This is a genomic window from Inquilinus sp. NPDC058860, from assembly GCF_042743185.1.
In the GTDB taxonomy this organism is placed as follows: domain Bacteria; phylum Pseudomonadota; class Alphaproteobacteria; order DSM-16000; family Inquilinaceae; genus Inquilinus.
This window is the reverse complement of sequence record NZ_JBHYMS010000008.1, coordinates 147014-168746: the sequence shown is the minus strand read 5'-3', so window position 1 is coordinate 168746 and position 21733 is coordinate 147014. Positions and strand designations below refer to the sequence as shown.

Sequence of the window (21733 nt, the reverse complement as noted above, 5' to 3'; positions counted from 1 at the left end):
TACGGTCGAGCGGCCCGCGCCCGCAGGCGGCCGCCGCAAGGCGACCCTCCGGGCCAGCGTCCCAGGCCGGCAGGGTGCGTCGCCGCGCTTGCCCGATGCGCTGCATCGCGCTGCGCGCGGCTCCTGCCCTGCCGGCCTGGGACGCTGGCGCAGGGCACAGGGAGTGTGAGAAATGCGGGTTATTGGCATCCATGGCGTGGGCACTCACTGAAGCGTCCGGCCGGCGGGCGATCCGCCGGCGCGGGACAGGGCGGCCGGGCCGCCGTTCATCCGTCGCGACAGGGCAGCGTCGAGGACGCCCAGAACCTCCGCCTGACGGGAGTGGATGAAGAAGTGGTCGCCTTCGAACAGGTCGAGGGCGAAGTCGCCGCGTGTCTCCCTGCCCCAGGCTTCCAGCGCCGGGCGGCCGAGATCGTCGCGGGTGCCGGCGAGGACATGCACCGGGCAGGGCAGCGCCGGGCGTGGCCGGTAGACATAACCGCCGGCCAGCAGGAAATCGGCCCGCAGCACCGGCAGGACGATGGCCATCAGCTCGGCATCGGCCAGCGCCTCCTCCGGCGTGCCGCGGTAGCCGCGCAGATCGGCGATCAGCTCGGCATCGCTGCGCGGCCTGGCCAGGTCGCGGTCGTCGCGCATCGCCGGTGCCTCGCTGCCGGAGGCGAACAGCAGCATCGGCGGCGGCGCGCCGCGCTCACGCAGGACATGCGCCAGCTCGAAGGCCAGCAGGCTGCCCAGGCTGTGGCCGAACAAGGCATAGGGCCCGTCGATCGCATCTTCGATCTCCCCGGCCAGATCGGCGGCGAGGCCGCGCAGATCGGTCGCCAGCGGCTCGCCGGCGCGGGTGCCGCGGCCGGGCAGCTCGACCGGATGCACCGCCAGCCAGGACGGCAGCGCCCTGCACCAGCGCGCATAGACCATGGCGCTGGCCCCCGAATAGGGCAGGCAGAACAGCCGGGCGGCGACGGCGCTCATCCGATCACTGCGCCGCGTCGGCCTGGGACGCGTCCGCGGCGGCCGGGCCGTCCATGTGCCGGCGCAGCGACAGCGGCCGCATGTCGGTCCAGACCTCGGCGATATAGGCCAGGCATTCCGGCTTCGGGCCGGTCTTGCCCACGGCGACCCAGCCCTCGGGGATCTCCTTGTAGTCGGGCCAGATCGAATATTGCTCCTCGTGGTTGACCACGACGTGAAAGACGGTGTCGTCCCGATCGAAGGCCATCAGGCGCTCCTCGCCGATATCGCATGCAGAGATAAAGATAATTTTACGGATCTTGCAGATGCAGCCACACGACGCCCCGCCGAATTGGTTTCGGCCTGGCATCTTGATTTGGTCTTCTGCGCTTTCCGGTGGCTTGAAGGAGATCGATCAGGAGCCGACAACGCGCCTGGACTTCCCGTTTCCTTCTGGCTATGAATGATAATGATTTGCAGTTGCACTGCAAGTCAAGCCCGTTTTCGCCCTTCCCTGTCCCTCGTCCGGGAAGAGGCGAGCCGACCAGACGAGACGAATCCGCCGCTTGCCGGCGGCCGCCGACGCGCCGGAATCGGCAGAGTCTCGCGGCCGCGGAAGGAGAAGACGATGGACGCCATACCCATTCCGCAGCCCGGCACGACCTTCCTGTCCTACGCCGCCACCCGGGCTCCCGTGACGACGTCACGCCACGGCGATTCGCTGACCGTGCGGCAGGCCGGCGCCGCGCCGCTGGCGCTCCGCCTGGCCGAAGGACGGCTGTCGGTGACCGGCCCCGCCGGATCGGGTGACGCTGCGCTCCGCGGCCTCAACGCCGCCATCGAAGCCGCCTTCGCCTGGGCCCCCGAGCTGGAACGGCTGGCGCTCGACCTCGGCGGCGGTGCGGAGGAGTTGGCCGACACGCTGCGCCGCCGCGGAGTCGCGGTCGAGACAGCGACGGCCCCGCTGACCGTGCTGCCGGAGCTGTTCATGCAGCAGGCCGAGCTCTGGCACGGCCGACCCGACCTGCCCGCCTTCCCGCAGCGCCACGTCATGACCGACGGCAAGCGCCATCCGCAGCGTCCGCCGAAGCCGCGCGGCACGGTCTATGCCCGCTATATCCCGTGGCTGGAGCAGACCATCGCCTTCCGCGCCGCCACGGTGGAGGACGATCTCGGTCACCTGCACAAATGGATGAACGATCCGCGGGTCGCCGCGTTCTGGAACGAGGACGGCGACCTGGAGAAGCACCGCCGCTACCTGTCCGGGCTGATCGCCGACCCGCACATGGTGCCGCTGATCGCCACCTTCGACGGCACGCCCTTCGCCTATTTCGAGATCTACTGGGCCCGCGAGAATCGCCTGGCGCCGTTCTACGACGTCCAGGACTACGACCGCGGCTGGCACGTCGTGGTCGGCGAGGATGCCTATCGCGGCCGCAGCTTCATCAGCGCCTGGCTGCCCTCGCTGACGCATTACATGCTGCTCGACGACTGCCGCACCCAGCGCATCGTCGGCGAGCCGGCGGCGGCGCATCACCAGCAGATCCGCAACCTCGAGACCTCCGGCTTCGTGCGGGTCAAGACCTTCGACTTCCCGCACAAGCGGGCGGCGCTGGTGATGCTGCTGCGCGAACGCTTCTTCTTCGACCGGCTGTGGCTGCCGGCCGCCCCCGCCGCCCAGCCGGTGACGAGCCGATGAGCCAGGACGCGATCCACGACGTCATCGGCGTCGGCTTCGGCCCGTCGAACCTGGCCCTCGCCATCGCGCTGGACGAGGCGCTGCGCCAGCGCGGGGCGGCGCTGAGCCATCACTTCATCGAGAGGCAGCCCGGCTTCACCTGGCACGGCGGCATGCTGCTGCCGGACAGCGACATGCAGATCTCATTCCTCAAGGACCTGGTGTCGCTGCGGGACCCGACCAGCCCGCTGACCTTCGTCAACTACCTGCACCAGAAGGGCCGGCTGGAGGCCTTCATCAACCGCAAGACCTTCTTCCCCAGCCGGGTCGAGTTCAACGACTATCTCGGCTGGGTCGCGGCCCGCTTCGCCGAGCATTGCAGCTATGGCGAGGAGGTGACGGCGGTCGAGCCGGAGACGGCGCAGGGCGTCGTCTCCGGGCTGCGCGTGCGGTCGCGCACCGCGTCGGGCGGCGAGACCGTGCGCCGGACGCACAATCTGGTCGTCGCCACCGGCGGCAGCCCGCGCATCCCGACCGCCTTCGCCAGGCTCCGCGGGGAGTCGCGGGTCTTCCACTCCTCCTTCTATCTCGACCGTATCCACGGGCTGGGCCTGGCGCGCCGCCCCTCCGCCCGGGTGGCGGTGGTCGGCGGCGGGCAGAGCGCGGCGGAGATCACGCTCGACCTGCATGGCCGGTTCCCGCAGCTCGGCATCGACCTGCTCTTCCGCGGCCACGCGCTGAAGCCGGCCGACGACACCCCCTTCGTCAACGAGATCTTCAACCCCGGCTTCACCGACTACGTCTTCGGCCAGGGCGAGGCGCAGCGCGACGCGATCATCCGCGAGTTCCGCAACACCAACTACGCGGTGGTGGACGCCGACCTGATCGAGCGGATCTACGGCATCCTGTACCAGCAGAAGGTGCAGGGGCCGGCGCGGCTGTCGCTGTGCGGGCGCTGCGAGGTGACCGAGGCGGCGGCGGGTCCGGAGGCGGTCGAGCTGACCGTTCGCGACGGCTTCGCCGGCACCGCGGCGCGGCGCGGCTACGACGCGGTGGTGCTGGCCACCGGCTACGAGCGCGACGGCGGACGCCGCCTCCTGTCGCCGCTGGCCCCCTGGATCGAGGATTTCGCGGTCGACCGCGACTACCGCCTGCGCACCCGGCCCGAGTTCCGGCCGCAGATCCACTTGCAGGGCCAGTCCGAGACCTCGCACGGGCTCAGCGACACGCTGCTCTCGGTGCTGGCGGTGCGGTCGCGGGAGATCGCGGAATCGCTGCTGGCGGCCAAGCGTCGGCGCGGCGTCCCGCCTGACCTGCACGCCCCCGCCCCGCTGCGCCGCCTGGCCGTCAACGACGACTGATATCCCGCGGCCCGGGCCGCCGGTTTCCGGCGGCCACAGATTCGCATTGATATTCGTTTCAAATGAAACGATCATCCAGGCAAGACGCAATGACAGCCGCCGGGAGGATGCGATGACGCTCCGCTACATGCCGGGATTCGGCAACGACTTCGAGACCGAGGCCCTGGACGGCGCCTTGCCCCAGGGCCAGAATTCGCCGCAGCGCTGCGCCTACGGGCTGTATGCCGAGCAGCTCTCCGGCTCGCCCTTCACCGCGCCGCGCGGCACCAATGAGCGGTCCTGGCTGTACCGGCTGCGGCCGTCGGTGAAGCATGTCGGCCGGTTCCGCGAGATCGACCTGCCGCACTGGAAGACGGCCCCCCATGTCGTCCGCCACGGGCTGCCGCTGGGCCAGCTGCGCTGGGATCCGACGCCGATCCCGGACGAGAGGCTGACCTTCCTGACCGGGATGCGGACCATGACCACGGCGGGAGACGTGTTCACCCAGGCCGGCATGGGCGCGCATGTCTACCTGGTCACCGAATCGATGGTCGACGAGGTGTTCTACAATGCCGACGGCGAGCTCCTGATCGTGCCGCAGCAGGGCTCGCTGCGCCTGGTCACCGAGCTCGGCGTGATGCAGATCGGCCCGGCCGAGGTCGCGGTGATCCCGCGCGGCATGAAGTTCCGGGTCGAGCTGGTGGACGGCCCGTCGCGCGGCTATGTCTGCGAGAATTACGGCGCCAAGTTCACCCTGCCGGACCGCGGCCCGATCGGCGCCAACTGCCTGGCCAACCCGCGCGACTTCAAGACCCCGGTCGCCGCCTTCGAGGACAAGGACGCGCCGCACCGCGTGGTGGTGAAATGGTGCGGCGCCTTCCACGAGACGACCATCGGCCACTCGCCGCTCGACGTCGTCGCGTGGCACGGTAACTACGCGCCCTACAAGTATGATCTGCGGACCTTTTCGCCGGTCGGCGCCATCGCCTTCGACCACCCGGACCCGTCGATCTTCACGGTGCTCACCGCCCCCTCCGGCGAGGCGGGCACGGCCAATGTCGACTTCGTGATCTTTCCGGAGCGCTGGCTGGTGGCCGAGCATTCCTTCCGGCCGCCCTGGTACCACATGAACATCATGTCCGAGTTCATGGGCCTGATCTACGGCCGCTACGACGCCAAGGAGGAGGGTTTCCTGCCCGGCGGCATGAGCCTGCACAACTGCATGCTGCCGCACGGGCCCGACACCGACGCCTTCGCCAAGGCCAGCACGGCCGAGCTGAAGCCGGTGAAGCTGACCGGCACCATGGCCTTCATGTTCGAGACCCGCTTCCCGCAGCAGCTGACCCGCTATGCAGCGGAGCTGCCGACGTTGCAGGATGACTACCCGGCCTGCTGGAACGGGCTGGAGAAGAACGTTCGATAAAACAATTCGGGAAGGAACCGGCCGATGAAGCTCGCCAGCCTGAGGGACGGGTCGCGCGACGGGCGCCTCGTCGTCGTCTCACGCGATCTGACCCGCTACACCGTGGCCGGGGGCATCGCCCCGACGCTGCAGCGCGCCCTCGACGACTGGGACCTGCTGCGGCCGCGGCTGGAGGCGCTGGCCCATGACCTCGAGCTCGGCGCCGTGCCGAGCGACCGGTTCCGCGAGCACCAGGCCCTGTCGCCCCTGCCCCGCGCCTATCAATGGGCCGACGGCTCGGCCTATGTGAACCATGTGGCGCTGGTGCGGCAGGCGCGCGGCGCCGAGATGCCGGAGAGCTTCTGGACCGATCCGCTGATGTACCAGGGCGGCTCCGACACCTTCCTGGCGCCGCGCGACCCGATCCGGATGGAAAGCGAGGCCTGGGGCATCGACCTGGAAGCGGAGGTCGCGGTGGTCACCGGCGATGTGCCGGCTGGGGCGGACCGGGAGGCCGCGGCCAAGGCGATCCGGCTGGTGATGCTGGTCAACGACGTGTCCCTGCGCAACCTGATCCCGGCGGAGCTGGCCAAGGGCTTCGGCTTCTTCCAGTCCAAGCCGTCCTCCGCCTTCTCGCCGGTGGCGGTGACGCCGGATGAGCTGGGCGACGCCTGGGACGGCGGCAGGCTGCACCGACCGCTGCTGGTCGAGCTGAACGGCGCTCCCTTCGGCCGGGCCGATGCCGGGGTCGACATGACCTTCGACTTCCCGGCCCTGGCCGCCCATGCGGCGAAGACCCGGCCGCTCGGCGCCGGCACCATCATCGGCTCCGGCACCGTGTCGAACCGTGACTCGGATGGCGGGCCGGGCAAGCCGATCGCCCAGGGCGGCTTCGGCTATTCCTGCCTGGCCGAGCTGCGCATGGTCGAGACCATTTTGTCCGGCACACCGAGGACGTCCTTCCTCCGCTTCGGCGACACGGTGCGGATCGAGATGAAAGACGCCCAGGGCCATTCCATCTTCGGCGCCATCGAGCAGACCGTCGAGGAAGCTGCCGGGTAACGGCGGCATCGCGCATTTCGCGGCTGCGCCCGGCCGTCTCGATCCAAGCCGTCCTTCTGCCTCAAAAAAGCCCACAAAACTCACAAAAATCGTTTGACACTCCAAGCACAGAAAGCTTGAAATCCAACCTCCAAGGAATTTCTTTCGAAACAGACAGGTTGTCCGCCGCCCACTTGGCGAACTGTATCGGGACTTCACTATCAGACTTGGGGGCTACGGCGCGCGGAATCTCAGTAACTAGGATTTCTCGCGCCTCCTGATGAAGGAGGGGGATATGATTCACGGAAATAGGGTTTTGCTCTTTGCCCATGTAAACTGGGCGACGCAGGCCATGGAAGGAAGAGTCGGAACAGCCTGAACAGGACGCTGGTCGGCAGCCGCCGGCATCGCATCGGACAACGGTTTGAGAGAAATCCCTTATGAGAATCCTAGTCACAGGCTCGCGTGGGCTGATCGGCACCGAGATCATGCGGCGCTTTGCCGAGGCCGGGCACCAGCCGGTTCCCTTCGACAGCGCCTATGAGGCCGGCTCGCCCGGCCATGGCGACATCCGGAACCTGGACCAGCTGCGGCAGGCCATGACCGGATGCGGCGGCGTCGTGTCCCTCGCCGCCATCTCCCGCGTCATCACCGGCGAGCGCAACCCGGAGCTGTGCTGGGACATCAACGTCAACGGCACCGAAGCGGTGCTGAAGGTCGCGCTGGAGCAGCCGGCCGGCCGGCAGCCCTGGGTCGTCTACGCCAGCAGCCGTGAGGTCTACGGCGATTCGGCGACACTGCCGGTGCCCGAGGATGCGCCGCTCGAACCCGTCAACATCTACGGCCGGTCCAAGGCCGCCGCCGAGGCTGCGGTCGACCGCGCCCGCGAGGCCGGGCTGGCCACAGTGATCGTCCGCTTCTCCAACGTCTTCGGCTCGACCGCCGACCATCGCGACCGGGTGGTGCCGGCCTTCGCCCGGGCGGCCGCGACCGGCGGCACGATCTCGATCGAGGGCGCCGAGAACACCTTCGACTTCACCCATGTCGAGGATGTCGGCCGCGGCCTTTCCCTGCTGGTGGAGCGCCTGAACGAAGGCCACCGGGCGTTGCCGCCGATCCACTATGTCGGCGGCCGGGCCGTGTCGCTGGGCGAGCTAGCGGAGATGGCCCGGGGCGCCGCTCTGGCCCCGGTCGAGATCCGCACGGCCCCGCCCCGCAACTTCGACGTGGCGCATTTCCGGGGCGATCCGGCGCGGGCCGAGACGCTGCTGGGCTGGCGGGCCGAGATCTCGGTCGAGGACGGGCTGCGCCGGCTGATCCATGCCTATGCCGCCGATGCGGAAAGACAACAGCCCCGGATCGCTGCGAGCGCACCAGCGAAGTAGCAGGCTTCGGACAGGTTTGCGGCTGGGCTTCGCAGCCTCGAGCCGCAGGTAAGGATCCCGGAGGGCCGGCCACGCATCACGTGGCCGGCCCTTTTTTGTTGAGATCAGCGACCGCGCCTCCAGGCCTGCGGTCCTGCTGGCATGCCTTCTTCCCAAGCCTGCCGGCCCCTGCATCGCTGCCGGCGGCCCGCAGCCGGACAGATTTCAGCCTCATCTCCTGAGAAAACCATCCCATAAAACCTTACAAAAACTTTATTGACACAGCCAACTCTCAAAGATTGAATTCGAACCCTTAAGGCTTCCGGCCGAATCTCTGGCGAAATCAAGGTTTCGTTTCGAATCGATTGCTCCGGCGACCGATCATCGAGCGACACAAAGATTTCATCGCCGAGCTTCCGCCCGGATGCGTGGAACCTGAGGGCGCGAGCGCCGTCTTGCGGCCTTCGAGCATGGGAACGCCGACCTTCATGAGAATCCTCATCACGGGCTCGCGCGGGCTGATCGGCACGGAAATGATGCGATGCCTGGCGGCGGCCGGGCACCGGACGGTCGCCTTCGACATCGCCGATGAGCCGGGGACGCCCGGCCATGGCGACATCCGGAACCTGGACCAGCTGCGGCAGGCCATAGCCGGATGCGACGGCGTCCTCTCCCTTGCCGCCATTTCCCGCGTCATCGCCGGCGAGCGCGACCCGGAGCTGTGCTGGGACATCAACGTCAACGGCACCGAGGCGGTGCTGAAGGTCGCGCTGGAGCAGCCCGCCGGCCGCCGGCCCTGGGTGATCTATGCCAGCAGCCGCGAGGTCTATGGCGATTCGGCGACGCTGCCGGTGCCCGAGGATGCGCCGCTCAGTCCGGTCAACATCTACGGCCGGTCCAAGGTGGCCGCCGAGGCGGCCATGGGCCGCGCCCGCGAGGCTGGCCTCGCCACCGCGATCGTCCGCTTCTCCAACGTCTTCGGCTCCACCGCCGACCATCGCGACCGGGTGGTGCCGGCCTTCGCCCGGGCGGCCGCGACCGGCGGCACGATCTCGATCGAGGGCGCCGAGAACACCTTCGACTTCACCCATGTCGAGGATGTCGGCCGCGGCCTGATGCTGCTGATCGAGTGCCTGAAGGAAGGCCACCGGGCGCTGCCGCCGATCCACTATGTCGGCGGCCGGGCCGTGTCGCTGGGCGAGCTGGCGGAGATGGCCCGAGCCGCCGCTCTGGCCCCGATCGAGATCCGCACGGCCCCGCCCCGCACTTTCGACGTGGCGCATTTCCGGGGCGATCCCGCGCGGGCGGAAGCATTGCTGGGCTGGCGGGCCGAGATCTCGGTCGAGGACGGGCTGCGCCGGCTGATCCATGCCTATGCCGCAGAGGTGCCGCAGCCGGCGTCCGTGCCGGCGACGGGGGACGCGGAGGACCGGGACGGGCCGGTCCTCCGCCGCGGCCAGAGCTCGCCCCGGCGGCTGTCGGCGCTGTCCCCGTGGATCCTGGACTTCAGCCACGACCCGATCCGCATGCCGCCGCGGCCGCCCACCCTTCGGCACGCGGGCTACGAGGATGATTTCGACTTCACCACCCTGTTCTGCGACGTGTTCTGGGATGCGTCGGGCGAGGCGATCCGCCTGGTCGGGCCGCCGCTCCTGAACCTGGAGACGGAGCTGCAGTTCCGCTTCATCGCCCTGCCCTCGATGCAGCCCTGTGCCTTCGAGGTGCGGCACAAGCGCTGGGTCGACCTCGTCACCGTCCCGGTCCCGCCGGGCACCACCGGACTGATCGCGGATACCAGCCTCGGCCGCGCCTTCCTGGCACCGCAGCCCAATCTGAGCGAGATCTTCGCCGGCCGGCGCTGCATCTACGCGATGAGCCAGGACAACGACATCGCCTGGGTCCAGGACTGGGTCCGCTACTACTCCCGCGGCCATGGCTGCAACGGCGTCGTCCTCTACGACAACAACTCCACCGCCTACGACGTCCGCGAGCTCGACGACGCGCTGCGCTCGATCGATCCGTCGATCGAGGTGCTGACCATCCCCTGGCCGTTCAAATGGGGCGTGTTCGACGGCCGCCGGCCGCTGTCCTACAGCATCTGGGATTCGTTCTACGGCCAGGCCGCGGCCTTCGAGCATGCCCGGCTGCGCCATTTCCGGAAGGCAGCCAGCGTCATCAACGTCGACATTGACGAGTTGGCCGTCACCCGTGACGGGCAGAGCGTGTTCGAGATCGCCGAGCAGTCGGACACCGGCTTCATCCGCTTCGACGGCTGGTGGATCCACAACCACACGACCGAGGAGCTGCCGCGGCAGCGCCGGCACAGGCACTTCTTCTACAAGAAGGCGGGCCGCCTGGACGCCTGCACCGAGAAATGGGCGGTGGTGCCGGCCAAGTCGCCGGAGGACGTGCAATGGGCGATCCACAACGTCATCGGCATGACCCCGGACGAGGCCAGCTTCAAGGTCGGCCTGCGCCACTTCAAGCCGATCAACACCAGCTGGGACGTCGATTCGAACCTGACCGACGCCAAGCGGACCGAGTTGTTCCAGGGCGACGGCACGGATCTCGAGATCGACGAGGAGCTGCGTCGGACCCTGGCCCGGGTCTTCCCCGACGGGGAGGATGACCAGCCGGTCGAGGCCCCCGCCCGGCCGGCCGAAGTCACCGCCTACCGGCACCGGGTGCGGAGCGAGGCCCTGGCCCGCGGCGGCCGGACCGAGGAGGCGATCGCGGAGGCCCGCCGGGCCGCCGCACTGCTGCCCGGCCACCCGGCGACGCTTCTGCATCTCGGCAAGCTGCTGCGCGCGGGGGCCCCGAAGGACGGGGGCGCTGAGGACGAGGCCGTCCGGCTGGCCCGGGAGGCGCAGCGCCTGCGCGAGGCCGATCCGCTGTACCATGTCCAGATGGGCCGCTCGGCCCAGCACACCGGCGCGATCGACGAGGCTGTCGCCAGCCTCCGTCGCGCCCTCGAGCTCGACCCGGGATCGATCGACGCGGCCGAGTTGCTGTTCAAGCTGTTCTGGGGTCATGGCCGCCACGGCGAGGGCCGGGCGTTGGCCCGGGACTGGGTTGCGCGCGCCCCGGCCGATCTGGCGGAGGCCCAGGCGCTGGCCGGCACCATGCTGATGACGATCGGCCGGGCGCCCGAGGCGATCCCGTTCTGGCGCAATGCCCTGGCGCTCGACCCGGAGCGTGCGGATTTCCACCACAGCCTGGCGCGCTGCCTGCTGCTCGACCGCAGCCTGGCCGAAGCGGAGCAGATCGAGCGGACGGCGATCCGACTCTACGAGGCCGAAAAGGACCACGCCCGCGATCCGATCCCGCCCGATGTGGTGCAGAAGCTGAAGCGCAAGCTGCTGCTGCGCGCCTCCACCCGGTCGTCGATGTTCGAGCAGCTCGGGCGCATCCTGCGGGCTCGTGGCTGCCTGGACGAGGCGGCCGATGCCCTGCGCGAATCGATCCGGCATTACCGCTTCGACCCGGACCTGCATCTGCTGCTGGCCGAGATCCTGACCGACCTGCGCAGGCCCGATGAGGCGAAGGCGGAGCAGGCCAGGGCGGCGGCGGTGGCGCGGGAGCTGCTGGGCCACCCGCCCAACACCATCCGCACCGCCTTCGACCGCGAGCGCGACCTGGTCGGGCTCTACTCCTGGGTCGCCACCGTCCTGCTGCGCTGCGGCCATGCCGAGGAGGCAGCAGCGACGGCGGACGAGATCGGCCGGCTCTTCGCGGGCAGCGCCAACGCCACGACCGCGCGCGCCGGCTTCCTGATCAACGCCGGCAAGCCCGAGGCGGCGGAGCGCCTGATCGCCGAGGCGATCGCCAAGGGCGAGGACCACTCCCGGCTGCATCACCTGCACAGCACCGTCCTGTCGCAGCTGAACCGGCTGCCGGAGGCGATCGCCGCCTGCCGGCGCGCCCTGGCGCATGATCCGGAGGGGCCGCATCTGCACCGCGCCCTCGCCGCGCTGCTGATCTCCGACAAACGCTGGACCGAGGCGGTCGCGGCGCTGGAGACCGCGATCGCGCTGGAGCCGTCGCATGCCGGAGCCCGGCGGCAGCTGAGCAACGCCCTGGCCGCGCTCGACCGGCCGGCGGAGGCGGAGGCGGCCGCGCGCCGCGCGATCGAGCTGTCCCCCGACGAGCCCGGCCTGTATCGCCACCTCGCCAACCTCCTCGCCACCCGGAAGCGCTGGAAGGACGCGGTGGTGGAGCTGCGCCGCGCGATCGACCTCGACCCCGGCCATGCCGGCGCGCACCGGCAGCAGAGCGCGGCCTTCGCCGGGCTCGGCCAGATGGAAAAGGCGCTCTCGACCGCACGCAAGGCGATCAAGCTCGCGCCCGACGATGCCTCGTTGCACCGCCATCTCGGCAACCTGCTGGCCGGCCAGAAGCGGTGGGACGAGGCGGCGCTGGTGCAGGGCCGGGCGGTCGAGCTCGAGCCGTCCCATGCCGGGGCGCGACGGCAGCTCGAAATCGCCCAGGCCGAAGCCCGCAAAGCCAAGGCACCGAGCCAGGCCAGGCGGCCGGCGCAGCCGGCGGCGAACCACAGCGGCACCGCCGCGGGATAGGCGGAAACGCGTCATCATCCGCGGTTGACGACGCGGGCGGGCCTCACCTATCGGTGGGGCCGCCCGAATCTGCGAGCGAAGGCCGCGATGACCGCCCCCGACAGATCCTTTGCGACCGCGGCGCCGGACCGCGCCTCGCCGGCCGAGGTGTTCCGCGTCTTCCTCAAGCTCGGCCTCACCTCCTTCGGCGGGCCGATCGCCCATCTCGGCTATTTCCGCGACGAGCTGGTGAAGCGGCGGCGATGGATCGACGAGGCCGGCTATGCCGACCTCGTCGCCCTGTGCCAGTTCCTGCCGGGGCCGGCCTCGAGCCAGGTCGGCTTCGCCCTCGGCCTGCTGCGCGGCCGCGGGCTGCTGGGCGGCCTCGCCGCCTGGTGCGGCTTCACCCTGCCCTCGGCCGCCCTGCTCTGCGCCTTCGCGCTCGGCGCCGCCGCCCTCACCGGCCCCGTGGCCGAGGGCGTCCTGCACGGGCTGAAGCTGGTCGCGGTCGCCGTCGTCGCCCAGGCGGTCTGGGGCATGGCCCGCGCCCTGACGCCCGACCGCGAGCGCGCGGCGATTGCGCTGGCAGCCGTGGCCCTCGTGGTGTTCGTCGGCGGTTCGCTCGGCCAGATCGGCGCGATCGTCCTGGGCGCGGCCGTCGGCCTGAGGTTCTGCCGCGACGGCGCTCCCGCCCCTGCCGGCCGGCTGAGCTTTCCGGTGACGCGCCGGGGCGGCGCCGCCGCCCTGACCCTGTTCGCGGCGATCTTCCTGGCCGTGCCGGCGCTCACGGCGGCGACCGGGAGCCAGGGCTTGGCGCTGTTCGACGCCTTCTACCGCTCGGGCACGCTGGTCTTCGGCGGCGGGCACGTCGTGCTGCCGCTGCTGCAGGCGGAGGTGGTGCCGCCCGGCTGGGTCTCCAACGAGGCATTCCTGGAAGGCTACGGCCTGGCGCAGGCGGTGCCCGGGCCACTGTTCACCTTCGCCGCCTGGCTCGGCGCGGTGATGGGACCGCCCCCGAACGGCCTCGCCGGCGCCGCGATCGCGCTCGTCGCCGTCTTCCTGCCGGGGCTGCTGCTGGCCTACGGCACCCTGCCCTTCTGGGATGCTCTGCGCCTGCGTCCCGGCGCCCAGAGCGCGATGCGCGGCGCCAACGCGGCCGTGGTCGGCATCCTTGGCGCGGCCCTCTACAGCCCGGTCTGGACCAGCGCCGTGCTGGCGCCACGCGACTTCGTCCTGGCGCTGGCCGGCTTTCTCTTCCTCACCGTCTGGAAGGCGCCGCCCTGGACCGTGGTCCTCGGCCTCGCCGCGGCGGGGGCCGCCGTCCCGCTGATCGGGCCGTAGGGACGGACCGCGCCACAGCTCCGCCATCGCCTTCCGGGACCGATGCGGCGAACGGCGCCCTGCACTTCGACAAGCCTAGCCCGCTACCAGCGCAGCCAGCGCCGGCCTGCCAGGGCGCCGATCAGCACCACGATCCCGGTCGCCAGCGTGTACCAGGTGGCGACGAAGAGCGGGCTGTCGTCCGGGCAGTGCGCGGCATAGAAGGTCGCGGCGATGCCGCTGGCCACGAGGCCGGCGACCGCGCCGGCCAGCCCCGGACGCCGCGGCGCACCCTGGCGCAGGGCGACCAGCAGCAGGGCCAGCGGCCCGAGCGCCATCAGCGGGATGACGATCATGCAGTAGCGCGCATTCTCGCCGATCCACCGGGCGCCCCAGGTCGAGATGGGCATCGCCAGCATCTCCAGCGCGACCGACACGGCCAGCAGGGCCGGCGCCGCCAGCAGCGCCCAGCACCAGGCGCCCAGCGGCGCGCCCGGCCGCGCCAGATGCAGGATCAGCCCGGTGGCGGTGACGGCGAGCGCCAGGGTGACGACGAACTTGAACAGGTAGCGGACGGTTTCGACCGCCTGCATCACATCCGGCCGCACGCCGATGCCGGCGAAGAAGATCGCCCCGGCCACGACCGCGCCGCCGGCCATGGCGGCCGCCACCGCACGGCCGAGCGGCCAGCGGACGGGCGCGTCCTGCGCCAGGGCGGTGATGAGGTCGTCGGTCTTCACTCCGGTTCACTCCGATACAAGGCGGCCAGGGCCTTCAGCGCGCGGTGCAGCGCCACGCGCACGGCACCTTCGGTCATGCCGAGCCGGCCCGCGGTCTCGCGCACGCTGCCGCCCTCGACCGAGATCGACCGCACGATATCGCGCTGCCGGTCCTGCAGCCGCGACAGCAGGCGGTCGACGTCGCGCTGCTCCAGCCCGTCCGGCGGCGCCTCCGCCGCCAGCGTGTCGATCACATCCTCGATCGGCACGTCGACATGCCGGCCGCGTCGGCGCAGCGCATCGATCATCTTGTTGCGCACGATCACCGAGATCCAGGGGCCGATCGGCCGCGACGGGTCCCAGCTGCCGCGCTTCAGATGGATCGCCAGCAGCACCTCCTGGACGACATCCTCGGCATCGTCGGCCGAGCCGCCGAACAGGGCGCCGCGTCGCCGGGCCATGGCGCGCAGATGCGGCGTCACCGCCTGCAGGAAGAGGCGATAGGCGCCGGCGTCGCCGGCTATCGCGGCCCGCATCCATGTCGCCCACTGGTCCTCCCGCAAGGGGTCACTCACGCGTCATCACCTCATACGGCTCCGATCCCGGATTCGTTACAGAGGGTCGGATGGTTCTGCAGACGGCGTCAGAAAAATTTTCCCAGGCCGTGTAATACCAGCCGCCCGACCGCCGAAGAAGTCGTCACAAGCCGGTTGCGGCGAACCTCTTCTACGGAAACATCCGATGGATCGTCTCCTGTTTCCCTTCGCCCCGGGGGCCGCTGATCCGGCACCCACTCATCCCGCCGGCCCGGCCGCCCCGCCGGCGTTGCGGTCGAGGGTCGCAACCCGGGACGGCTGAGCCACAGCCGACACTCGACCCTCCCTCAGAACCGGACTGCCGCCGCGTCGCCCGATCGACGCCACGGCCGAGCCTTGCCCGGACGGGCGAGAAAGGACCCGACATGCCGTTGGACGCCTTCGACCTTTCGACCAGCTCCGCCAGCCTCGACGCCACCCTGGCCTTCGAGGAGGCGGTGCGCGGCCTCGCGGCCCACCGGCCCTCGACCGGCATCGCGATCGGGCGGGCGCTGGAGGCCGATTCGGACCATGTCCCGGCGCTGGCGCTGAAGGGTTTCGCCAACCTGATCCTGGCCCGCCGGGAGCTGGCCGACCCGGCGCGCGAGGCTTTGGCGGCGGCCCGACGCGCCCTGGCGGCGAAGGACGGCGGCACCGCCGACGAGCGGGCCCTGGTCGAGGCACTTGCCCATGCGGCGGAGGACCGCTTCGCCGACGCCGCCGACTGCCTGGACCTCCGCTTCGCCGACCGGTCGGCCACCTTTCTGCCCTTCAAGCTCGCGCATGCGCTGCGCTTCATGCTCGGCGATGCCGCGGGCATGCTGGCCGCCTCGCAGCGGATGATGACGGTGTGGTCGCCCGACCGCCCGGCCGCCGGCTTCCTGCTCGGCTGCCACGCCTTCGCCATCGAGGAGCACGGCGCCTATGCCGCCGCCGAGGCCTATGGCCGGCAGGCCGTGGTGATGGAGCCGGACGATGCCTGGGGGCTGCACGCGGTCTCGCATGTCCATGAGATGCGGGGCGAGACCGCAGCCGGCCTCGCCTGGCTGGAGGGCAGCCGCGGCAGTTGGTCCCGCTGCAACAACTTCAGCTTCCACATGGCCTGGCACCTGGCGCTGCTGCATCTCGAGCGCGGCGACAATGAGCGCGTGCTGCGCCTCTACGACGAGGAGGTGCGCCCCACGCCGACCGACGATTTCCGTGACATGGCCAACGCCGTGTCGCTGCTGTGGCGGCTGGAGCGCTTCGGCGTCGATGTCGGTAACCGCTGGGCCGATCTGGCGGAGATTGCCCGCAAGCGCCGAGCCGACACCACCCTGGTCTTCGCCGCGCTGCACACCCTGATCGCGCTGGTCGCGCTCGGCGACCGGCCGGCGGCGGCGGAGCTGGTGATGGCGCTGCAGGTCCGGGCCCAGGGCAATGGCGACCAGGCCAGTGTCGCGGCCGAGCTCGGCCTGCCCCTGGCCCGTGTGATCACGGGCCTGGGCGGCGAGCGCGGGTCGCTCGACCGCCTCGCCGCCGCCCTGCCGCGGCTCGGCGGCAGCCACGCCCAGCGCGACCTGTTCGTCCTGGTCCTGGCCGAGGCCGCGTCCCGGCGCGCCGACGCCCCGGCGCTGCGGGCGATCCGCGATGCCCGCCATAGGTTGAAGGCCGAGGACCGGCTGATCGCGGCGGTCGACGGCCGCGCTTCATCCACTGCCGCCCGCCTCTTGGCCCACCGTTGAATTCGACTGGAGATCTTCATCATGACCATGACCCAGACATCCGATACGCCGCTGTTTCCCGCGGTGACCGGCCGCCTCGTCCCGACCATCCTGCTCGCCGGCGTCGCCGCCGACCTGACCTGGGAAGTCTGGGCCCGCGGCATCACCCCGTTCCTGGTCGGCGGACCGCTGGAGCCCGCGGCCCTGGTGCAGTCCGTCTTCGGGTTCCAGAGCTGGACGGCGGCGGAGCTGATCCATGCCATCACCGGCATCGTGTTCTACCCGATCGGCTATCTGTTCATCGCCCGGCCGCTGCAGCGCGCGATCCTGCCGAAGCTGCCGCTGGTGCTGACCGGCATCGGCTTCGGCACCGGGCTGTGGATCTTCGCCCTCTACGTCATGGCCCATATCTTCGCCGGACTGCCCGCCTTCCTCGGCTTCATCCCGCTGACCTGGGCCTCGCTGGTGGGCCACATCCTGTTCGGCCTGGCCGTCGCCTACGTCGTACGCTTCCGCGAGTCCCAACCCGCTGAGAGCGCCCGGTAAATGACCCGCATCGCCGACACGATCGCCGCCACCCTGCACGCCCATGGAGTCCGCCATGCCTTCGGCATGCCGGGCGGCGAGGTCGTGACCCTGGTCGACGGGCTGGAGGCGGCGGGCATCCGCTTTCACCTGGCGCGGCACGAGACGGCGGCGGCGATCATGGCCGCCGGCGCCTCGGTGACCACGGCGACCCCGGGCCTGCTGGTGGCCACCGTCGGCCCGGGGCTGGCGAATGCGGTCAACGGCATTGCCGACGCGGCGCAGGAGCATGTGCCGCTGATCGTCGTCTCCGGCATCGTCGACCGGCCGACCCGGGCCCGCCACACCCACCAGGTGATCGACCATGCCGCGTTGCTGCGGCCGCTGGTCAAGGCCAGCTTCGAGATCGAGCCGGAGAGCGCCGGCCCCACCGTCGCCCGGGCCCTGGCCACGGCACTGGCCGAGCCGATGGGGCCTGTGCATCTCGACCTGTCGCCGGCGGTGGCGGCGATGGCCGATCCGGCGCCGCGGCCGGTCGCGCCGCCGGCGGTGCTGCGCCCGGGGATCGCGCCGCAGGACCCGGCGATCGCGACGCTGGCCGACCGCCTGTCGCGGGCGCGGCGGCCGCTGATCCTGGCCGGGCTGGAGGCGGCGCAGAAAGGCGCCGGCCCGGCCCTGCTGCGCCTGGCCGAACGGCTCGGCGCGCCGGTGGTCACCACCTATAAGGCCAAGGGGCTGGTGCCGGAGGATCATCCCCTGGCGCTGGGCGGCGCCGGCCTGTCGCCGCTGGCGGATGCGGTGCTGCTGCCGCTGTTCGGCCGGGCCGACCTGCTGCTGTTCGTCGGCTACGACCCGATCGAGATGCGGCTCGGCTGGCTCGATCCGGTCTCGGACCCGGACCGGATCGTCGAGATCACCGCCGCCCCGGCCGACCACGCCATGCACCACGCCGGCACGCGGCTGCTGGCCGCGCCCGCGGCCGCTGTCGCCGCTTTGGCCGAGGCCGCCCGCCCCGGTGAGGCCTGGACCGACGGCGAGCCCGCCACGGCCCGGAAAGCGTTGGCCGAATGCTTCGCCGCCCGCGCCGACTGGGGGCCGCACGTCATCGTCGAGGTGCTGAACCGCATGGTGGCGGATGATGATCTCGTCACCGTCGACGCCGGCGCCCACCGCATCCTCTTGTCCCAGAAATGGGTCGCGCGGCGGCCGCTGTCGCTGCTGCAGTCGACCGGCTTCTGCACCATGGCCGCGGCCCTGCCGCTGGCGATCGGCGCCAAGGTCGCCGACCCGACACGCCGCGTCGTCGCCGTGATGGGCGATGGCGGGCTGGAGATGGGGATCGGCGAGCTGGCCACCCTGCGCGACCTCGGCCTGCCGGTCACCATCGTGCTGTTCCAGGACCGGAGCCTGGCCCTGATCGCCCTGAAGCAGGACTCGGCCGGGCTGGCACCCAATGGCGTCGCCCTGGGCCTCACCGATTTCGCCGCGGTCGCCGAAGGCTTCGGCGGCCACGGCCGCACCGTCGCCAGCGCCGAGACACTGGCGACGGAGCTGGCCGCCGCCCGGGACCGCGACCGCTTCACCCTGATCGCCTGCAGGTTCGACGCCGATGCATATCACCAGGCCTTCTGATCCGCCGGCGCGTGAGGCGCTGTCCAGCGCCGCCGCCGGCAGGCCCCGGCGCGACCCGCGGCTCGACGTCTTCCGTGGCATCGGGATGCTGATCATCCTGACCGCCCACATCCCGGACAACACGTGGATCCTGTGGATCCCGGCGCGCTTCGGCTTCTCCGACGCGACCGAGATGTTCGTGTTCCTGTCCGGCATGGCCTCGGCCATCGCCTTCGGCCGGGTGTTCGACCGCGACGGCTTCGCCCGCGGCGCCGGCCGGGTTGCCCGCCGAGTCTGGCAGATCTACTGGATCCATATTGCGGTCTTCGTCGTCATCGCCGCGCTGGTGGCGGCCGCCGGCACCCGGCCGGGCGGCGAGAGCTACATCGTCGCGCTGAACCTGCCGCATTTCTTCGCCGACCCGATGGGCCTGCTGCCGCGGCTCCTGACGCTGACCTATGTGCCGAACTATTTCGACATCCTGCCGATGTACCTGGTCATCCTGGCGCTGATGCCGGCGATGATCCTGGCCGAGCGGCTGCACCGCGCGCTGCCCTTCGTGCTGATGGCCGCGATCTGGGGCCTGACCCAGGCGCATCTGCTGGACCTGCCGGCCGAGCCCTGGTCGGACCGCCCCTGGTTCTTCGACCCGTTCGGCTGGCAGCTCTTGTTCTATCTCGGCTTCTTCCTGATGCGCCGCACCCTGCCGGCGCCGGGCTTCAGCCGGACCTTGATCGGCCTGGCCATCGCCTTCGTGCTGGCGACGGTGCCTTTCGCCCATTACCGGATCCTCGAGGCCTCGCCCTTCTTCGGCGGCTGGGCCCAGGCCCTGGCGCCGCTGACCGACAAGACGCATTTCGGTGCGCTGCGCCTCCTGCACTTCCTGGCGCTGGCCTATCTCGCCGTGCAACTGGTTGGTGACGGGGGCCGGCGGCTGAAGGGCGCGGCGGTCGCGGTGATCTCCAAGGTCGGGCAGCAGACCCTGGCCGTCTTCGTCAGCGGCATGGTCACGGCGCAGCTGCTGGGCATGGTGCTGGACCACACCGGTCGCGGGCCGCTGGCCACCGCCGCCGCCAACCTGGCCGGCTTCGCCGTGCTGATCGCGGTCGCCTATGCCGTCGCCTGGTTCAAGGGGATGCCGGCCCGGCCGGCGTCGGTGCCGGCATGATGCGGCCGGTTCTGATCACCCTGGCCGCGCTGTTGCTGCCGGGCGCCGGCGCAGCCACGGATGCGGGCGGCAATGACATGCCGTGCCGCGTCGCCAACGGCGAATACCGCATCGTCCTGCCGCCGGACGGGGCGCCGGCCGGCGTCTATCTGTTCTTCCACGGCTATGAAAGCTCGGCCGCCGAGCAGATGCGGGCGGCCGATCTGATCGCGGTCGCCCGGGCACATGGCCTGGCCTTCGCCGCCCCGGACGGGATCAATCGCACCTGGTCCTTCGACACCTCGCCCAGCCACGACCGCGACGAGACCCGCTTCGTCGGCGAGGTGCTGGACGACCTGCAGCGCCGCTTCGGCTTCGGCCCGGACCGGGTCGTGGTCGGCGGCTTCTCGCAGGGCGCGTCGATGGCCTGGACCGTAGCCTGCCATCTCGGCAGCCGCGTCGCCGGCGCCGTCACCTTCTCCGGCGTGTTCTGGCAGCCGTTGCCGCAGCCCCCGGACTGCCAGGCCGTGCCGCCGCCGCTGGTCCATTTCCACGGCCGGGCCGACCGCACCTTCCCGCTGGCCGGCCGTGCCATCGGCGACCGCTGGCACCAGGGCGACACGGTTCGCAGCCTCGAGGTGCTGGAAACGCGTGCCGGCTGCCGGCTCGGCACCGACAGGCCGGTGACGATCGCCGGCATTGCCTGCGCCCAGGCGCAGGGCTGCGAGCGCGGCCCGATCACCCTGTGCCTGCATGATGGCGGGCACGAGATGCGGGCCGGCTGGCTGGACGGCGGCCTGGCGGCGCTGGGCCTGCCCGCAACCCCGATCACGAGCGAGGTGCTGCCATGACCTTGAACACCCGCACCGAGGACCCGAAGCGGTCCGACGACGCCGTCGCCCGCGAGCTGGCCCGCAAGGACCGGCGCATCCGCGAGCTGGAAGAGGAACTGGCCCGGCTGCGCGCCGCGGCACTGCTGGCCCAGTGATCCCGCATCCCCGAAAGGAAAGCATCATGCTCCGACGCACCCTGCTGGCGCTGGCCGCGCTTGCCTGCGTCGTGCCACTGGCCGCCCCGGCTCAGGACGCACAGCGCCCCGTCAACACGCTGGGATCGCCCGACCATGTCGCGATCCGCGGCTACGACCCGGTCGCCTATTTCCGCGAAGGCGCACCGCGCCAGGGCAAGCCCGAATTCGCCGCGCAGCACGGCGGCGCCACCTGGTGGTTCGCCAGCGCCGAGGACAAGGCGCTGTTCGAGGCCGATCCGGAGACGTACATGCCGGCCTTCGGCGGCTTCTGCGCCTATGGCACGTCGCGCGGCTATCTGGTGAAGATCGAGCCTGAGGCCTGGTCGATCGTCGACGGGCGGCTGTACCTGAACTACGACCTCGGCGTCCGCGACACCTGGCTGAAGGACACCGGGCGCTATATCGACCAGGCCAATGCGAACTGGCCCGGCCTGGATCGAGACGACGTCAAATAGGCCGATCGCCGTGTCGGACCGAACCGTCGCCGGGCGCGGCGTGTTGACTCCCATATGCGGGCCGACCGACGCATGGCGCCCCCCCGAAACCGCATGGAGCTCGCAATGGATCCGCTCGTGATTCTGCAGCGCTGCAAGCCCGGCGATCACTTGGAGATAACGAATTCGAACGGCGATAAGGACGACGTCATCGTCGCCCGGCTGGATCTCGACCGGCAGCAGGTCATCCCGGAGCAGGGCAACGCCATCGCCTTCGGCGATGTCGGGGACGTCGTGAACCACAGCGAGGAGCGGCGCCGGAAGAGATCCGCGTGATCGC

At 70.8% G+C, this 21733-nt stretch carries 19 protein-coding genes; 15 read left to right on the top strand and 4 right to left on the bottom strand.

Annotation, left to right across the window (positions count from 1 at the left end; translation table 11 throughout):
* Positions 1 to 204 precede the first annotated feature (204 nt).
* Positions 205 to 972, bottom strand: coding sequence for a thioesterase II family protein (locus ACFW16_RS08125; RefSeq protein ID WP_380303645.1), 768 nt, complete (start codon positions 970 to 972; stop codon positions 205 to 207).
* Positions 973 to 976: 4 nt separating this feature from the next.
* Positions 977 to 1219, bottom strand: a complete 243-nt coding sequence (locus ACFW16_RS08120; RefSeq protein ID WP_380303643.1) for an MbtH family protein — start codon at positions 1217 to 1219, stop codon at positions 977 to 979.
* Positions 1220 to 1579: 360 nt separating this feature from the next.
* On the opposite strand from ACFW16_RS08120, the gene ACFW16_RS08115 reads away from it, so the two are divergent.
* The 7 genes from ACFW16_RS08115 to chrA all read left to right on the top strand — a co-directional run bounded on the left by ACFW16_RS08115 (position 1580) and on the right by chrA (position 13670).
* Positions 1580 to 2650 carry a GNAT family N-acetyltransferase gene (locus tag ACFW16_RS08115; RefSeq protein ID WP_380303641.1) on the top strand — a complete coding sequence of 357 codons (1071 nt, stop codon included), beginning with the start codon at positions 1580 to 1582 and terminating at the stop codon, positions 2648 to 2650.
* Positions 2647 to 3990, top strand: coding sequence for a lysine N(6)-hydroxylase/L-ornithine N(5)-oxygenase family protein (locus tag ACFW16_RS08110; RefSeq protein ID WP_380303639.1), 1344 nt, complete (start codon positions 2647 to 2649; stop codon positions 3988 to 3990). The genes ACFW16_RS08115 and ACFW16_RS08110 overlap by 4 nt, the downstream gene beginning before the upstream one ends.
* A gap of 112 nt (positions 3991 to 4102) precedes the next feature.
* Positions 4103 to 5392 (top strand): homogentisate 1,2-dioxygenase, encoded by a 1290-nt coding sequence (hmgA, locus tag ACFW16_RS08105; RefSeq protein WP_380303637.1) that lies wholly within the window; start codon positions 4103 to 4105, stop codon positions 5390 to 5392.
* Between the two features lie 24 nt (positions 5393 to 5416).
* Positions 5417 to 6433, top strand: coding sequence for a fumarylacetoacetate hydrolase family protein (locus ACFW16_RS08100; protein ID WP_380303635.1), 1017 nt, complete (start codon positions 5417 to 5419; stop codon positions 6431 to 6433).
* Positions 6434 to 6852: 419 nt separating this feature from the next.
* Entirely contained in the window at positions 6853 to 7797 is a 945-nt protein-coding gene (locus tag ACFW16_RS08095) for an NAD-dependent epimerase/dehydratase family protein (protein ID WP_380303633.1), read from the top strand.
* A 467-nt stretch (positions 7798 to 8264) separates the two neighbouring features.
* Positions 8265 to 12350, top strand: a complete 4086-nt coding sequence (locus ACFW16_RS08090; protein WP_380303632.1) for an NAD-dependent epimerase/dehydratase family protein — start codon at positions 8265 to 8267, stop codon at positions 12348 to 12350.
* Between the two features lie 87 nt (positions 12351 to 12437).
* Positions 12438 to 13670: a chromate efflux transporter gene (chrA, locus tag ACFW16_RS08085; RefSeq protein WP_380303630.1), complete on the top strand. Its 1233-nt coding sequence runs from the start codon at positions 12438 to 12440 to the stop codon at positions 13668 to 13670.
* An 83-nt stretch (positions 13671 to 13753) separates the two neighbouring features.
* Here chrA and ACFW16_RS08080 read toward each other — a convergent pair whose 3' ends face one another.
* Both ACFW16_RS08080 and ACFW16_RS08075 read right to left on the bottom strand, forming a co-directional pair.
* Entirely contained in the window at positions 13754 to 14389 is a 636-nt protein-coding gene (locus ACFW16_RS08080; protein WP_380303628.1) for an NrsF family protein, read from the bottom strand.
* Positions 14386 to 14943 (bottom strand): sigma-70 family RNA polymerase sigma factor, encoded by a 558-nt coding sequence (locus ACFW16_RS08075; RefSeq protein ID WP_380303626.1) that lies wholly within the window; start codon positions 14941 to 14943, stop codon positions 14386 to 14388. Before ACFW16_RS08075 ends, ACFW16_RS08080 begins: the two co-directional genes overlap by 4 nt.
* Positions 14944 to 15329: 386 nt before the next feature.
* Here ACFW16_RS08075 and ACFW16_RS08070 point away from each other — a divergent pair, with 386 nt between their 5' ends.
* The 8 genes from ACFW16_RS08070 to ACFW16_RS08035 all read left to right on the top strand — a co-directional run bounded on the left by ACFW16_RS08070 (position 15330) and on the right by ACFW16_RS08035 (position 21729).
* A complete protein-coding gene (locus ACFW16_RS08070; protein WP_380303624.1) occupies positions 15330 to 16667 on the top strand; it encodes a hypothetical protein in 1338 nt (445 codons plus the stop codon).
* A 21-nt stretch (positions 16668 to 16688) separates the two neighbouring features.
* The gene (locus ACFW16_RS08065) at positions 16689 to 17192 is read left to right on the top strand and encodes a YqhR family membrane protein (RefSeq protein ID WP_380303622.1); all 504 of its coding nucleotides are present in this window, start codon (positions 16689 to 16691) and stop codon (positions 17190 to 17192) included.
* Positions 17193 to 18803 carry a thiamine pyrophosphate-binding protein gene (locus ACFW16_RS08060; protein WP_380303620.1) on the top strand — a complete coding sequence of 537 codons (1611 nt, stop codon included), beginning with the start codon at positions 17193 to 17195 and terminating at the stop codon, positions 18801 to 18803.
* On the top strand, positions 18781 to 19950 hold the full coding sequence (locus ACFW16_RS08055; RefSeq protein ID WP_380303618.1) for an OpgC family protein: 1170 nt from the start codon (positions 18781 to 18783) through the stop codon (positions 19948 to 19950). The genes ACFW16_RS08060 and ACFW16_RS08055 overlap by 23 nt, the downstream gene beginning before the upstream one ends.
* Complete coding sequence (locus ACFW16_RS08050; RefSeq protein WP_380303616.1) at positions 19947 to 20780, top strand: alpha/beta hydrolase family esterase; 834 nt, start codon at positions 19947 to 19949, stop codon at positions 20778 to 20780. The genes ACFW16_RS08055 and ACFW16_RS08050 overlap by 4 nt, the downstream gene beginning before the upstream one ends.
* Positions 20777 to 20917, top strand: a complete 141-nt coding sequence (locus ACFW16_RS08045; RefSeq protein WP_380303614.1) for a hypothetical protein — start codon at positions 20777 to 20779, stop codon at positions 20915 to 20917. The genes ACFW16_RS08050 and ACFW16_RS08045 overlap by 4 nt, the downstream gene beginning before the upstream one ends.
* A gap of 26 nt (positions 20918 to 20943) precedes the next feature.
* Positions 20944 to 21414 carry a YHS domain-containing (seleno)protein gene (locus ACFW16_RS08040; RefSeq protein WP_380303612.1) on the top strand — a complete coding sequence of 157 codons (471 nt, stop codon included), beginning with the start codon at positions 20944 to 20946 and terminating at the stop codon, positions 21412 to 21414.
* 105 nt (positions 21415 to 21519) lie between these two features.
* Positions 21520 to 21729, top strand: coding sequence for a hypothetical protein (locus ACFW16_RS08035; protein ID WP_225770525.1), 210 nt, complete (start codon positions 21520 to 21522; stop codon positions 21727 to 21729).
* The last annotated feature ends 4 nt before the right edge of the window (positions 21730 to 21733 follow it).

Bases quoted from the DNA above. Each gene is read 5' to 3' on its own strand.
- ACFW16_RS08125 (WP_380303645.1), bottom strand. From the start codon at position 972: ATGAGCGCCGTCGCCGCCCGGCTGTTCTGCCTGCCCTATTCGGGGGCC.
- ACFW16_RS08120 (WP_380303643.1), bottom strand. From the start codon at position 1,219: ATGGCCTTCGATCGGGACGACACCGTCTTTCACGTCGTGGTCAACCAC.
- ACFW16_RS08115 (WP_380303641.1), top strand. From the start codon at position 1,580: ATGGACGCCATACCCATTCCGCAGCCCGGCACGACCTTCCTGTCCTAC.
- ACFW16_RS08110 (WP_380303639.1), top strand. From the start codon at position 2,647: ATGAGCCAGGACGCGATCCACGACGTCATCGGCGTCGGCTTCGGCCCG.
- hmgA (WP_380303637.1), top strand. From the start codon at position 4,103: ATGACGCTCCGCTACATGCCGGGATTCGGCAACGACTTCGAGACCGAG.
- ACFW16_RS08100 (WP_380303635.1), top strand. From the start codon at position 5,417: ATGAAGCTCGCCAGCCTGAGGGACGGGTCGCGCGACGGGCGCCTCGTC.
- ACFW16_RS08095 (WP_380303633.1), top strand. From the start codon at position 6,853: ATGAGAATCCTAGTCACAGGCTCGCGTGGGCTGATCGGCACCGAGATC.
- ACFW16_RS08090 (WP_380303632.1), top strand. From the start codon at position 8,265: ATGAGAATCCTCATCACGGGCTCGCGCGGGCTGATCGGCACGGAAATG.
- chrA (WP_380303630.1), top strand. From the start codon at position 12,438: ATGACCGCCCCCGACAGATCCTTTGCGACCGCGGCGCCGGACCGCGCC.
- ACFW16_RS08070 (WP_380303624.1), top strand. From the start codon at position 15,330: ATGCCGTTGGACGCCTTCGACCTTTCGACCAGCTCCGCCAGCCTCGAC.
- ACFW16_RS08065 (WP_380303622.1), top strand. From the start codon at position 16,689: ATGACCATGACCCAGACATCCGATACGCCGCTGTTTCCCGCGGTGACC.
- ACFW16_RS08060 (WP_380303620.1), top strand. From the start codon at position 17,193: ATGACCCGCATCGCCGACACGATCGCCGCCACCCTGCACGCCCATGGA.
- ACFW16_RS08055 (WP_380303618.1), top strand. From the start codon at position 18,781: ATGCATATCACCAGGCCTTCTGATCCGCCGGCGCGTGAGGCGCTGTCC.
- ACFW16_RS08050 (WP_380303616.1), top strand. From the start codon at position 19,947: ATGATGCGGCCGGTTCTGATCACCCTGGCCGCGCTGTTGCTGCCGGGC.
- ACFW16_RS08045 (WP_380303614.1), top strand. From the start codon at position 20,777: ATGACCTTGAACACCCGCACCGAGGACCCGAAGCGGTCCGACGACGCC.
- ACFW16_RS08040 (WP_380303612.1), top strand. From the start codon at position 20,944: ATGCTCCGACGCACCCTGCTGGCGCTGGCCGCGCTTGCCTGCGTCGTG.
- ACFW16_RS08035 (WP_225770525.1), top strand. From the start codon at position 21,520: ATGGATCCGCTCGTGATTCTGCAGCGCTGCAAGCCCGGCGATCACTTG.